Source organism: Acinetobacter sp. ABJ-A23_2 (assembly GCF_044538765.1).
Taxonomy (GTDB): Bacteria; Pseudomonadota; Gammaproteobacteria; order Pseudomonadales; family Moraxellaceae; genus Acinetobacter; species Acinetobacter nosocomialis_A.
This window is the reverse complement of record NZ_JBIUCP010000024.1, coordinates 46,626-60,495: the sequence shown is the minus strand read 5'-3', so window position 1 is coordinate 60,495 and position 13,870 is coordinate 46,626. Positions and strand designations below refer to the sequence as shown.

Annotated in this window: 7 protein-coding genes, 1 other RNA gene and 1 CRISPR repeat array; of the genes, 6 read left to right on the top strand and 2 right to left on the bottom strand. The window is 37.5% G+C overall.

The annotated features are described in order from the left end of the window. Nucleotides 1–131 precede the first annotated feature (131 nt). On the bottom strand, nucleotides 132–3,368 hold the full coding sequence (cas3f, locus tag ACH63V_RS10160) for a type I-F CRISPR-associated helicase Cas3f (protein WP_396463428.1): 3,237 nt from the start codon (nucleotides 3,366–3,368) through the stop codon (nucleotides 132–134). Between the two features lie 587 nt (nucleotides 3,369–3,955). Between cas3f and ACH63V_RS10155 the strand changes: the two genes are divergently transcribed. The 6 genes from ACH63V_RS10155 to cas1f all read left to right on the top strand — a co-directional run bounded on the left by ACH63V_RS10155 (nucleotide 3,956) and on the right by cas1f (nucleotide 9,064). Continuing rightward, a complete protein-coding gene (locus tag ACH63V_RS10155; RefSeq protein WP_396463427.1) occupies nucleotides 3,956–4,174 on the top strand; it encodes a hypothetical protein in 219 nt (72 codons plus the stop codon). Nucleotides 4,175–4,349: 175 nt separating this feature from the next. After that, nucleotides 4,350–5,516: a hypothetical protein gene (locus ACH63V_RS10150; RefSeq protein WP_396463426.1), complete on the top strand. Its 1,167-nt coding sequence runs from the start codon at nucleotides 4,350–4,352 to the stop codon at nucleotides 5,514–5,516. Beyond that, nucleotides 5,513–6,397 (top strand): type I-F CRISPR-associated protein Csy2, encoded by an 885-nt coding sequence (gene csy2 / locus ACH63V_RS10145; RefSeq protein ID WP_396463425.1) that lies wholly within the window; start codon nucleotides 5,513–5,515, stop codon nucleotides 6,395–6,397. The genes ACH63V_RS10150 and csy2 overlap by 4 nt, the downstream gene beginning before the upstream one ends. A 29-nt stretch (nucleotides 6,398–6,426) precedes the next feature. Next, nucleotides 6,427–7,488 (top strand): type I-F CRISPR-associated protein Csy3, encoded by a 1,062-nt coding sequence (csy3, locus tag ACH63V_RS10140; protein ID WP_396463424.1) that lies wholly within the window; start codon nucleotides 6,427–6,429, stop codon nucleotides 7,486–7,488. 2 nt (nucleotides 7,489–7,490) lie between these two features. Further along, on the top strand, nucleotides 7,491–8,099 hold the full coding sequence (locus ACH63V_RS10135; protein WP_238516823.1) for a type I-F CRISPR-associated endoribonuclease Cas6/Csy4: 609 nt from the start codon (nucleotides 7,491–7,493) through the stop codon (nucleotides 8,097–8,099). Nucleotides 8,100–8,110: 11 nt separating this feature from the next. Continuing rightward, the gene (gene cas1f, locus ACH63V_RS10130; protein WP_396463423.1) at nucleotides 8,111–9,064 is read left to right on the top strand and encodes a type I-F CRISPR-associated endonuclease Cas1f; all 954 of its coding nucleotides are present in this window, start codon (nucleotides 8,111–8,113) and stop codon (nucleotides 9,062–9,064) included. A gap of 97 nt (nucleotides 9,065–9,161) precedes the next feature. Continuing rightward, a CRISPR array of direct repeats spans nucleotides 9,162–13,449; the repeat unit is 28 nt; unit sequence CTTGCTCATCGCATAGATGATTTAGAAA. A gap of 57 nt (nucleotides 13,450–13,506) precedes the next feature. Here cas1f and ssrA read toward each other — a convergent pair. Then, nucleotides 13,507–13,866, bottom strand: a transfer-messenger RNA (tmRNA) gene (gene ssrA / locus ACH63V_RS10125). Between the last annotated feature and the right edge of the window lie 4 nt (nucleotides 13,867–13,870).

Sequence of the window (13,870 nt, the reverse complement as noted above, 5' to 3'; positions counted from 1 at the left end):
CACAAAATCATATTTTACCACCAACAAATTCTCCATATATAGAAATTCATTAAGAAATAATTAAAATAAAAATTAATTATTAACAATCGATAATTAAAATAAATTTAAGTAGGGAGTTCATACAAAATTTTTCACTTCTCCATAACGCCAAAGCCATAATCATAAGACCAAGTAGGTATTTCATCTCTATTGTAAGGTGTTAAAGATATACGGCAGCCTTGTTCACTGGCAATTTGGTACTCATAACAGTAATCTTTCATTTGTTGTGGATCGAGAGCTAACCATGCTTGTGGTTTAGCAGGAATTTCTTCGAACTTCACTTGATCCCATACCAAACCATATTTTGGATACTTTAAAGTTTTAGCCGCTTTTTCATCAAAACCATAAACTTGTTTTCTAACAATCAAGCTCTCAGCCCACTCAAACATATAAGTTTCTTGATAATTACGTTCTCGTAAAGGCGTTAAATTATAAATATTCTCAGTCATAATACTTGCATCTACATCCGCCCGAGAAAATAACTGCTCCCCTTGATCATTAAAATAATTTTGGCAAAAACTTCCTATTTGTTGGTCATCATGTTTTGCAAACAAACAATTTACTTGATCAAAACGCAATCGGGCATTAATGACTAATTGAGATTGATGATCCCACGGCAAAAGCTCTTTTAAATCTTGAGATGAATAAGTTGAAGTTACCGATGAACCATATCCTTCATAGCCAGGGTATATAAATACAGGGCGACGCTGTTTACTTTGTTGTTTAAGTTTTTCAATATCACGTCGTTCACAATAACGATAATTCCATTGTGGAATCATAATATTGGGTTGCTGTACTTTTTCTAACCGATGACGATTAACACGACCCGCTGTTTGTACAATTGACTGCACACTTGATGCATCAATAATAGCCCAATCAAAATCATGATCTCGTCCAACTTCCTCCACTGGTGTTGCAATCACAATAAATGGAATATTTAGAGAATTAGATTTTTGAATGAGGTCAATGATTTCATCATCTTGTTCGATCTGCTCATTACCAGTTTTTCTTTTTTTACCGTCTTTATGACGTGTTAAAAGCTGATCTAAACGTTGCTCTTTATAAAATCTTGAAATAAGCCAGTCGTTTGCATGATAACAAGCAACATTTGCCTCAGGTAAATGATCTGATAAAAATTGGGCAAGTCGAATTGCATGTTTAATATTGGCAACCCGTATAAGCCCCAAAGAAATTTTCTTTTCGGTCTTTTTAAAATTCCATGCATGCTCTTGATGAAGTTGCTTTACTCCTTCCAATACAGACTGTTTCCACGATAAAACTGTAGTTTCAGGTAATGAAAGCAACTGAGCCTGTCGATGGGTAGGCTTAGAGAGCAAGTGAACTTGTAAATCATCTAAATGCTTTTGGTAGTTTGTATTAAATTCTGATTTTTGATTTGATCGTTCTAACCAAACCTGCGGTTTAAGCTCATTATCAATAATCGCAATGATTGATTTTTTCTCGGTACCATAAAGGGCTGCCCGCATCTGTATACCCGACTCAAAAGCCCGATGAATTGTTTTGGCAACTGTAAGTGATAAGGTTGCTGACGAACAAATAACATTTCGACCATACATTGCAGCTAACTGGACTAAGCGCAAAACAGCGATCAATGCTTTAGGTTCATAGCCATCAACTTCATCTAAAATCAAATCACTACTCATCATTCTGAGTAATGCTTTAACATGATGTCCTTGTCTATGTGGTTCACCCGCTGCAATCAGATAATCAATGGTTGAAACTAATAATGGCGAAGCGAGGATTGTTGTTTCTTTTTGATCTAAAACTTTACGTCCATTTTTTTCAACCGTAAATAATGGATGTAACCACTCAGGTAAATCGCAGTCCTCACCCCAAGCATCAAAAATAGGTTCTGGATGATTTTCATCTTCATCAACAAACTCAATTTTCTCTTTACTTTGATCGAATAAAGTCTGAGTAACAGTATCTCCAATAATCACGGCGATTTCATCTTCCGCTAGATTCATCGATGTTTTAAGTGCGTGCCCAGTTTGCAAAGTTAGAGAACGCAAATTAAGAGCAATCGACATTCTTGGGTCATCTGGTCGTAAAGTACAGGCAGCTCGCAAATTCATACGGGTTTTACCACTTCCTGTCCCTGCAATATTGAATACCAATGCCGGTGTTTCAGGGTGCTTCTGTATATTTTTTTGCAACGCATTTGCTGCAATATTTTGCCATTGGAAACGCGGGTGAGTTGTTGGCTGGCAAATATATTCAACTGTTTGCTCAGATAGACCAGATAAACTCAAATCAGTCATCATTTGAACTGCAATGCGTGAAGCCCGATCTCCGACTTGGTGTAAGTGCCATTCTAGTGGCTGATCTTGTAATTTGGCTTTTTTGTCTTGGTCTATAGTTTTAAGCTTTGTATTTGCAAATAACGATACATTTTCAGGTTTTTGCAAAGAATACTGTTGAGCAGAGACAATATGATCGGCATGAATCAGTGCTGCACGTGAATGTAGTGCTAAGGCTTTCCAATACAAAAGCTGATCTGTTTTTTGTTCTGGTATTAATGCAGTTAAACGCTGCATACGTTTTTGATGGCTTTTAAAAATAGAGTCTGGCAATTCACCAGCACAGGTAATTTGTTCACGACTTGGAACTAATGTACGAACATGATTTTCATAGTGAGGTAAGGCTAATGGATCATTTTTTAAAGTTTCTTCAACTCCTAATAAACCATGATGTGTAACAACTAAATAATCGACTGCTTCTAATTCGTTTTGGATTCCCTGTTCAATTTCTTGTCGATCACCTAAAGTAAATTTATCTAAACCTTTATCTAAATTTTTCCAAGCAAGCTGCCAGTCCCATCCATTTTTTCGGAGTTGTTGTAATAGTTTTAAAGATAGCCATTCATGTCGAATGTCATCTCTAATTTTTTGTCCTGCCATTTCTGGACTTAATTTGTTCTGAAAATGTTGTGAAGCTTTACCAATATCATGCATGTCCCCTGCTGCACCTGCCAACAAGCTACTTACTTTGACCCACTCATCAAGCATGAGTAACTTTTGCTGTTTTTTAGTTGATGCAACTGGATATGCACCATCGTGTGCAAATTTATGTTTTGCTCCCACAACCCAAGCCAGCTTCATTCTTCGCACACCAAAATTAATATAAGCAGCTACCGCAGTTTGTCGGGTGGCTACTTTTTTTAATGCACTACGAATTTCTTTTAAGCCGTCCATTGTCATTGGTGCTTGCCAAGACAAATGTCCTGTACGAATAGCATAGCTATCCAAAATCGCTCGAGTTTTCTTTAAAGCTCTTTTTTCACAAGCCGAGATGAGAATGACGTGCATAGTTTATTGTTAAAGTTCAAATGTAATAAAAATATAATCTTTTGTTTTAAAAAGAGAAAGTTTTAATGACAGGATATAGTCCTAGAGCGACATCTCATGTCGTTTTGAAAGTATATTTTAGCTTATCTGTACTTAACAAATAGTTGCAAGTAGTTGTAGTCGTTTCTGTATAATAGCTTTTGTTCGCTACTGCGTAAGTAGTTGAGAAATTAATCTATAGATGTAGTTTCTTTTAATGAATGTTTGCCATTGCTTAAATGGATTTAGTTTGAATAATAAAGAAAAATGACACCTCCACAATAAAACTTAACCCTTAATATATAGATTTAGATTCTTTGAATCATTTTAAATTTAAAACTTGACATAGTAATTTAATACATTAATACTTAGATCAAGAAATAGGCATAAAAAAAGCAGATATTCAGCCCGCAAAAACTTCATATCTGCTCTAGTCCATTTCCACAGCGTTCAATTACTACGGAGGACTATCAAATGATAGCACAACATTTCAAATTTTTGTCTCATCCTGCTACACAGCAAAGCGTAGATCTACCTTCAATCATTGTGATTTGTGAGGAGTAAGAGCTATGTCTAAATTCATCATCAATCAAAATGTTCAAGCAAATGGCGATTATGAAGTTCATAACCTCACAACAGGTTGCTCTTTTATGCCATATCCTCAAAACAGAGTAGATTTGGGTGAACATTTGAATTGTTTTAGCGCAGTTTTAGCAGCAAAACAAAGATGGCCTAACGCTCGAATCAACGGATGTTATTACTGCTGTAATGCATGTCATACCAGCTAGAACTCTATTTAAAGCCGATATTTATGAATAAGGTCGGCTTTATTTAAATTAATTAACAGTCACTTTAATGTCCAAAACACTTGGCGACAATTTATGACGCCAAGTGTTTCTTCAACACTTTCATTTTTCAAATAATGTGTTAAAAATTGGCTAGATAACAAAAACGGGGAAGATAATGCCTGAACCACAAACTGATATTTTTATAAACGCTTTAGAAGAATCGGTACACTTTAGTTTAAAGACGATTAATTCCAATATTGAAAAAGGCGGGATTCGTTTAAGTAAACAACAAGCCCTTGATTTACCCTATCTTAGTGCTCGAACTTTATTAAATGAAGACTTCCTTATTCCAACCGATTATCAGGCAAATGCAGGTAAAACGGCTTCTATTTTTAAAGTCGTAAAAGCAGCCATGATTAATGATGATATCAGTTCAGAAGAAGCTGAGTTTCAACAACAAGTGGAACAGCTCAAGCCATCCATTTCATCTATTTTTAATGAGCCGTATCAAGCAGGTACAGAAAACATTGATATTCGTATGCGCCAGCTTTTAATTCCCAAAAATGGTGAATACGTTTCAGTAAGCCCACTTACTGCTGCTGGTGTAAATTATCTGGTGAACCAAGAAGTTGATACTGTAAATGAATTACGCAAAGAAAAAGACAGTGAGTTTAACCGCATTCAAACTGCTGTTTTTGGCATAGGCGGAGCCAATCCACAGAATGTGGGAAGCCTCGTTCGTTCAATGCAACGCCCTATTACAGTTGACGCTCCTCAAGCAAGTGAAAAAGTACGCCAAGCATTAGCGATTTTCTATAACGGATTTACGATACGTCTATCCCGCAAAATAAAACTGCTTAATGGAACTAAACGGGCAAAAGAAGCAATTAAAGAGTGGTCAGAAATTTTAAATCGCCAACTTGTTATTACTGCAACGAATACTATTCAAAATTGGCATGATCTCGAGATTTTCGCTCCTTCTACCAATCGGGATGTTCGAGACCAAGAAGTTGTTTTCCTGAATATCCTTGCTAAAGATGTATTAAGACAAGCGACTTTCCAAAAAAATATTTTAGAAGAAGCTGAAGCAATTCTACCAAGTATGGAAGAGATTGAGCGCCCTTCATTTTGGGTTCATCCGAGCCTTTCGTTTGTTTTACAAGGTTTGATTGATCCAGAACTAAGAGATGATAACTGGAGAATAAAGTTCTCAAATTATCTGGCTAGAAAAATTACCAATGAAACGTTTGATATAGAAATAAATAATGAAACTGTATCAATTAGCCTAGATAGTAATTCAGAAGGTTATATCGCCCGTCGCTTACGGGAGATTATTCGATGAGTCGTTATGTCGTTATTCCTCGTATGCGAGTACAAAATGCAAATATGCAAACCAATGGCGTTTTATTAGGTGGTGTGCCTTTGTTTGCAGCCAATATGTTTGCTCATCATTTGGCAAGACAATTAGGCACTCAAGAAGAAGGCATTATTTATATTCATCATGACCAACAACGTTTAGGTGGGCAAGCCTATGGCCGCTTTACGCCTGCTCAACGTCGTGGTGCCGTGTTTATTGGTAAAAAGGACTATTCTTCTAAAAATAAATATGCGTTGTCTTTACAACCAACCGCATCTTGTCATTTAGAGTTTAGCCTTGTTATCAAATTTTCTAGCTCTCGGATTAGTCCAGAAAAGCTAACAAATATACTGAAACGTAGCCGTTTTGCTGGCGGACAAATTATCGAGTTTTTAGAAATTACGACATATGCTGAAAATGAATTAGAAGCAGCTCTAAAGAAAATCAAAACTGGATTTGCCATTTTAGATCGACAAGATTTGCTTATTGAATATCAGCAGCGTAAACAAATTAATCGAGTTCAGGCATTTACCCAACTGTTGGCATTAAAAGCAGATGCGCTTAGAGCTTTCTTTAATGATCAAAATTTAAGTTGGATATCGGCAACTAATTTGGGGTACGCCCTACTTGAGCCACTCACAGACCAACGAGCTGGTATTCGCCAAGCACAAGATCAGGAAACGACAGCACATGCCTATGCAGAACCGCTTACCGGCATTGTTCAGTATTTTTCTTTAGGCGAGATTCTAAGGAAAAATACCGAGACTGAGGATGACACTTGGCATAACTTGCAAAAATTATTGTGGACCTACCACTGGCCGCAAGACGACATTTTTCTTTTAAAACAAAATTGTATCAATGCATAACTTACTTTTAAGCATAAGGATTTTTTCACATGACAATTTTTAAGAAATTACCGGGTAGCCTTTCTTTACAACGCGGTACAGTGGTGAGTGATGGGGCTTTTTTTAATTTATTTGAAGATGGTAAACAAGAGCCTTTACATGTGATGTATCACGGTATTCGAGGTACTCAAAACGTAGCAGGTAACAAAGAAAAAGGGGCTGCAACAGGTAATTCACTTGCTCGCGAAGTCACCAATATTCAGCTTACCGAATCTGCAAAATTACAACCTAAAGCCAAACTTTTGGTGAAATGGGACTTTCGTTTTATTGACTTGAGCTATGTACTGTTTGCAAGTGCTTCTAAAGCTGGTGCTGACAAAACTGAAGAATATAATTTCCGTCAAGCTTTCTTAAATTTTGTAAATCGCGCCAAAGAAAGCGATGGACTTAAAGAAGTTGTGCGTCGTTATGTACGTAATATTGTTAATGGCCGTTGGTTATGGCGTAATCGCATTGTCGCTGAAAGTATTACCATTCAAGTGACTGCTCAAGACTACCCTGAAACATTTAGCTTTGATGCACTTTCTTATAACCTTAAGAGTTTTGATCAACCATCTGAACAAGAACAAAAACTAGCAGATATTTTGTTAAAAGGAATTACTGGCGAATCCACAAGTGCAGCATTGCATATTGAAGCGATTGTTGACTTTGGAATGGGTGGTGTAGAAGTTTTCCCTTCTCAAAATTACTTAGAAGATAAACCAAAAGGTTTCTCTCGATCTTTATATCAATTAACACCGAAAAAGCCAGACCACAAAGCAAATGACAACCAATATCTAGGTCAAGCCGCATTACGTGACCAAAAAATAGGAAATGCTCTAAGAACAATTGACACTTGGTATCCACTATTTCAAGAAAACGATGAAAAGCCAATTGCAGTAGAGCCTAACGGTGCAAACCTAGAAGGACAGATTTTCTATCGCGTAGGTAAAGACAAAGTTTCTGCATTCGATATTTTAAAAGAAATTGATGAACTAGATGTAAACAGCGAAAAAGGGATGTTCCTGATTGCATGTTTAATTCGTGGTGGCGTGTACTCCGAGGGTGAATAATGATGGATGCCAATTACTATCTGGATATCCGTGTTATTGAATCATCAGATGATACGGATTTAAAACTTGGTCATATTCGTAATCAAATTTACACCGTCATTCATGGTGCATTTCGAAAACTACCTGCGCATTACGCTCTTGCGTTGGAGATATCCGATAAATTGAAAGCGAAGCAGGAACAGTTTGAAAAAAAACATGGTCGTTCAGCTAAACCTAACTTTGATATTTTGCGAATTTTTGCAGAAAAACAGGATGAGTTAGATGAGTTAATCGAGGCAATTAAAGGACACTGGAAAATTCGCGACTATACCGTTTTAGGTGCCGCAATTCCTGTTCCTACGGCCAAAATTTCTGGTTGGAAAAGTTATCGAAAGTTTCGTATTCCAACCCAAAAAGCTGAACGCACAAAGCTTTCTCATCAAAATGAACCTTTAAGAGATAGACGCTTAAAAACTGCAAAAGGAATGCCCTTCTTTCAGGTAGTCAGCAGTACAGGTCATGGTTTTACAGTCATTATTGATGTTCAGGAGAGTGAAAACGCGGGATACGGGCTGCCCGATAGCTATGGACTTGCCCGTAAGGAAAGTCCTTTTGCCCTACCCGTTTTTTAAGGAAATATAATATGAGTCAACTCCGTCAAGAACGCAGCCGCCCACTTATGCTTTCAAAGCGTGCCTGCGTATTTTATCTCGAAAGAGTTCGTGTCGTTTTAAAAGATGATCGAATTGTTTACTTGACGGAGAACTCACAACCTGTCGAATATTTTTATAATATTCCCGAGAAAAACACAGCCTTTTTACTCCTTGGCAAAGGCAGTTCATTAACAGATGCGGCTGCCAGACGTTTAGCGGAATCTAATGTCATGGTTGGTTTTTGCGGTTCTGGTGGTTCCCCTTTATTTTCATCATTAGACTTAACATTTTTAGCGCCCCAAAGTGAATACCGTCCTACTGAATATATGCAAATTTGGATGAGAGCATGGTTAGAAGATGATGCACGTTTACTGATGGCAAAAATATTATTACTTGAACGTATTGCCCTCGTATCACAATCATGGAAAAAGAATTTTGATTTGATTCAATCTGGTATTTATATTGATGAAAATGCTTTAAACACGTTTAAACAAGATATTGATCGCTCCGAAAATCAACAAGAATTACTTGCAGCCGAAGGACGTTGGGCTAAAACGTTATACAAACAACTTGCTAAAGGCTTTGGAGTTGAATTTATTCGTGATGAAGGAAAAAACTCTCACGACACTATTGCTGATATAGCCAACAGCTACCTCGATCATGGAAACTATATTGCCTATGGCTATGCAGCAGTTGCTTTAAATGGAATGGGAATTAGCTTTGCCCTCCCTATTTTGCACGGTAAAACACGTCGTGGAGGTCTGGTCTTTGACCTAGCGGACCTAGTTAAAGATGCTTTTGTAATGCCACTCGCTTTTACATGTGCAGCAAAAGGATTAAATCAAAAAGAATTCCGAATGCAGCTTATTGAAACATGCCAAGACCAAGATATTTTAGATTATATGTTTAGCTTCATTACTGACACATGTAGTAAAATCAAATAAAATCATACAATTAACTTAAGTACCTCATAACGAAGTATTTTCACTCATTAAAAACTTATATAATTGATTTTAAGAGTTTTGTTTTAACTTAACTCTACTTGCTCATCGCATAGATGATTTAGAAAGATACGTGATGAATATTTCGTGCTGTTATGCGCTTGCTCATCGCATAGATGATTTAGAAAAAAAGCCACGCGCTTATGCAGAAGTTTATAACCTTGCTCATCGCATAGATGATTTAGAAATAATCATTGAAATCTAAGGTGGCTTCTACGACCTTGCTCATCGCATAGATGATTTAGAAATGAAAGTGAAATAGACAACTTCCTGAAAAGTACTTGCTCATCGCATAGATGATTTAGAAATAAACCAGACTTACCGCGTTCAAGTCCTTGTACTTGCTCATCGCATAGATGATTTAGAAATTCTTTGAGCATCTAATGTGAACCTTGTAATTCTTGCTCATCGCATAGATGATTTAGAAAAAGAAACGAACACCCCCGTAAATTCTATTATTCTTGCTCATCGCATAGATGATTTAGAAATTAACGTATCGGGAAATAAACAATGAACGAACCTTGCTCATCGCATAGATGATTTAGAAATATGCTGAAATCAGTATTGCAGGGACCTTAACCTTGCTCATCGCATAGATGATTTAGAAAACCATCATCTTTTGTGCTTCCAGAATGAAAAACTTGCTCATCGCATAGATGATTTAGAAATTTCATCATTAAAGATTGCAGCCATTCTTGTTCTTGCTCATCGCATAGATGATTTAGAAAACATGTGTTGCATGCTGAACAAATGGCTTTATCTTGCTCATCGCATAGATGATTTAGAAATTTTTAAGAGTTAGCTAAATGTATGTTTACTTCTTGCTCATCGCATAGATAATTTAGAAAATAATACAAGTGAGGGTAGGATTCATGCACATCTTGCTCATCGCATAGATGATTTAGAAAATGATTGAACCCGTATGATATTGCACCGCCGTCTTGCTCATCGCATAGATGATTTAGAAAATTCAATGTGAACTATTACGGCACTATTAGTGCTTGCTCATCGCATAGATGATTTAGAAAGGAAATAATTCGTTTAGTTTGATGGTCGTAAACTTGCTCATCGCATAGATGATTTAGAAAAATGTTATCGCCAGTAATCAGCCGCTTGGTCTCTTGCTCATCGCATAGATGATTTAGAAATTTAGGTGGGTCTAAGACTTCTAAAATCTGCTCTTGCTCATCGCATAGATGATTTAGAAACTATTAATGGAGAACGATAACCGCATGGCTCGCTTGCTCATCGCATAGATGATTTAGAAATTGGCGACAGTTATGCTGGGTCAGGTCGCGGTCTTGCTCATCGCATAGATGATTTAGAAAAATATAAATAAACCCAGCATCTAGTGGGTGGCCTTGCTCATCGCATAGATGATTTAGAAAAAGCCTCTTTAATGGCTTCGATAATGTATTTACTTGCTCATCGCATAGATGATTTAGAAAACCAAGACAGACGCTTATTAAGCTGGTCAATACTTGCTCATCGCATAGATGATTTAGAAATACTGGGCCACCAAGAACCCCTAGAAGTCGTGCTTGCTCATCGCATAGATGATTTAGAAAGCTGGGTAAAATCAATCGCTCAATGTCAGAAACTTGCTCATCGCATAGATGATTTAGAAAGTCCTTGGTCGATGCGACAAGCCAACAAAAGCCTTGCTCATCGCATAGATGATTTAGAAAGAGGTTCTTCCCATTGGTCACAATGCTGACTGCTTGCTCATCGCATAGATGATTTAGAAAAATATGCGGAGCGGCAGTAATAACACCATAAACTTGCTCATCGCATAGATGATTTAGAAATCAAGTTTTTTAATAGTTGCTTCGCCAAACTTCTTGCTCATCGCATAGATGATTTAGAAAAGAACTTTAATAGCAAAACCATACCTTTTAGCCTTGCTCATCGCATAGATGATTTAGAAATTTAAAAATAGTTGTGTTAGCTAAGTACTCAGCTTGCTCATCGCATAGATGATTTAGAAAAATCGAGCAAGATGGTTTTATTACTTTTAACTCTTGCTCATCGCATAGATGATTTAGAAATGAACCCGTTCGAAATTCGCAAGGCGAAGTTACTTGCTCATCGCATAGATGATTTAGAAAAATGGTACACAAGTTGCCACTACTCAAGACTTCTTGCTCATCGCATAGATGATTTAGAAATATAAAGCCGACAAATCAGATGAGGTTTGTTACTTGCTCATCGCATAGATGATTTAGAAAATTTGATCAAGCAGATCGCAGTCTTTGGCTCTCTTGCTCATCGCATAGATGATTTAGAAAAACACATACTTAAGATCATCAGGGCACTTCAACTTGCTCATCGCATAGATGATTTAGAAACAAATCAACACAGCAACAGTCAACATTCCGACCTTGCTCATCGCATAGATGATTTAGAAATCCGCGCCAGTACGCCAAAATGGTAGCTTTTTCTTGCTCATCGCATAGATGATTTAGAAACTGTGTAGCGTCTCCAATATCAGATACATTGACTTGCTCATCGCATAGATGATTTAGAAACAGCTAAGTCACCTGCCATATCATTCATTGCACTTGCTCATCGCATAGATGATTTAGAAATACTGCTCCGACCATATTCTTGATTTATAAAACTTGCTCATCGCATAGATGATTTAGAAAATTGCGATCAATGGCTTTTTGATGCCATTGCACTTGCTCATCGCATAGATGATTTAGAAAAATAACCATTTTTGATGGTACGAAAAGCATAACTTGCTCATCGCATAGATGATTTAGAAAACCAGGAGGAAGAGCAGCTTCAGATTCAAAACCTTGCTCATCGCATAGATGATTTAGAAATGAAGTAAATGAACTGCAAAATGCATTACGTCCTTGCTCATCGCATAGATGATTTAGAAAAAAACCGCCAGTATTATTTGGAACAATACCCACTTGCTCATCGCATAGATGATTTAGAAAAGCCAGCTTTTAACATCTGGCCAAGTACCTCCCTTGCTCATCGCATAGATGATTTAGAAAAAAATGCTGAAGTACTAGCTTCTGAAGCAATCCTTGCTCATCGCATAGATGATTTAGAAATATCTTGATTCTCTGGAGTAAAGTCCCAGTCTCTTGCTCATCGCATAGATGATTTAGAAATCTTGTGGTTAAAGGCAATGTCTGGCGTATACCTTGCTCATCGCATAGATGATTTAGAAATTTGCCGTCAACAAGCTTGAATCGGCCTTTTGCTTGCTCATCGCATAGATGATTTAGAAATTAAAGCATACGATGATGGTGTTGGGGTGTGGCTTGCTCATCGCATAGATGATTTAGAAATTTTAAGAATTTATGGGAAGGTCTATATCGATCTTGCTCATCGCATAGATGATTTAGAAATGAAAATGGTCGTACTGGACTTGTCATTCAATCTTGCTCATCGCATAGATGATTTAGAAATGAATTGCAAAAGCGCCGAATTTATCACAAGCCTTGCTCATCGCATAGATGATTTAGAAATATGACAGCAAACTTCTACAACTTTACTTTCACTTGCTCATCGCATAGATGATTTAGAAACATTGCGCGTACACCCCACATGTAACGTCCTGCTTGCTCATCGCATAGATGATTTAGAAAGATCGGAGAATAGAACGCGGGCAAATGATAGGCTTGCTCATCGCATAGATGATTTAGAAAAGAAGCTAAGGCAGCTTTTGAACAGCAGCAAACTTGCTCATCGCATAGATGATTTAGAAATGAAGGGTTGAAGTCGCTTGTAGCTGGTTTGGCTTGCTCATCGCATAGATGATTTAGAAATCACGGATAACAACTAAACAGAGTTTTTTCTGCTTGCTCATCGCATAGATGATTTAGAAATCTAGCCCCTGTTGGACTAATTGCATTAGGATCTTGCTCATCGCATAGATGATTTAGAAAACCACCAGTTGCTTGTCGGCCCACTTCAATTTCTTGCTCATCGCATAGATGATTTAGAAATCCATAACACAGACTGCATTCATAAACTGATCGTTGCTCATCGCGTAGATGATTTAGAAAGTATCAAGTTCTGCAAAGAAGCAGATGTTACTGTTGCTCATCGCATAGATGATTTAGAAAAATCGTCTTCATGCGACGACCTTCTTCAACATGTTGCTCATCGCACAGATGATTTAAAAAGCATACATTGCATAGTTGCTAGAAAATACGATGTTCATCATCGCACAGATGATTTAGAAAGCTCAGCCTATGAGTAAGGGAGTAGCAAATGTACTTCTCATCGCATAGATGATTTAGAAAATTCAATCTCTTAGCAGCTGTAGCCATGACCAGTTGCTCAGTGCGTAGATGATTTAATAATTTAAATCTTAAAAAGAAAAAACCCCGAAACTTACGTTTCAGGGCTTTTTCGAATCTTGGTGGAGATGGCGGGAGTTGAACCCGCGTCCGCCAGCACTACGCTCGAGAATACTACATGCTTAGATATCGTCTATTGTTTTAACACCAAGTGACCCGACGAACAGGGTACAAGGTGCGATCCTCTAAGTTTGGTATAAAGCCCCGAGGCTTGACTCTATACGGACTTGTGTGCGTGCGCTACGGTCGGGTTCCTAAACCACAAGTATTCTAGGAAGCGGACAAACTGCCCTTAGGCAGCTAGAGCGTAAGTTTCGTCGTTTGCGACTATTAAAATGCAAATTTTATTTACGAGAGAAAATGCGCTCTCGGCATGCATCTATGAGTTTCATCACCGGCGTCGAAGCCAATAACATCCCCATGA

What these genes read in the sequence shown, in the direction of transcription:
- csy2 (WP_396463425.1), top strand. Translation starts at nt 5,513, where the DNA reads ATGAGTCGTTATGTCGTTATTCCTCGTATGCGAGTACAAAATGCAAAT.
- csy3 (WP_396463424.1), top strand. Translation starts at nt 6,427, where the DNA reads ATGACAATTTTTAAGAAATTACCGGGTAGCCTTTCTTTACAACGCGGT.
- ACH63V_RS10135 (WP_238516823.1), top strand. Translation starts at nt 7,491, where the DNA reads ATGGATGCCAATTACTATCTGGATATCCGTGTTATTGAATCATCAGAT.
- cas1f (WP_396463423.1), top strand. Translation starts at nt 8,111, where the DNA reads ATGAGTCAACTCCGTCAAGAACGCAGCCGCCCACTTATGCTTTCAAAG.
- ACH63V_RS10150 (WP_396463426.1), top strand. Translation starts at nt 4,350, where the DNA reads ATGCCTGAACCACAAACTGATATTTTTATAAACGCTTTAGAAGAATCG.
- cas3f (WP_396463428.1), bottom strand. Translation starts at nt 3,368, where the DNA reads ATGCACGTCATTCTCATCTCGGCTTGTGAAAAAAGAGCTTTAAAGAAA.
- ACH63V_RS10155 (WP_396463427.1), top strand. Translation starts at nt 3,956, where the DNA reads ATGTCTAAATTCATCATCAATCAAAATGTTCAAGCAAATGGCGATTAT.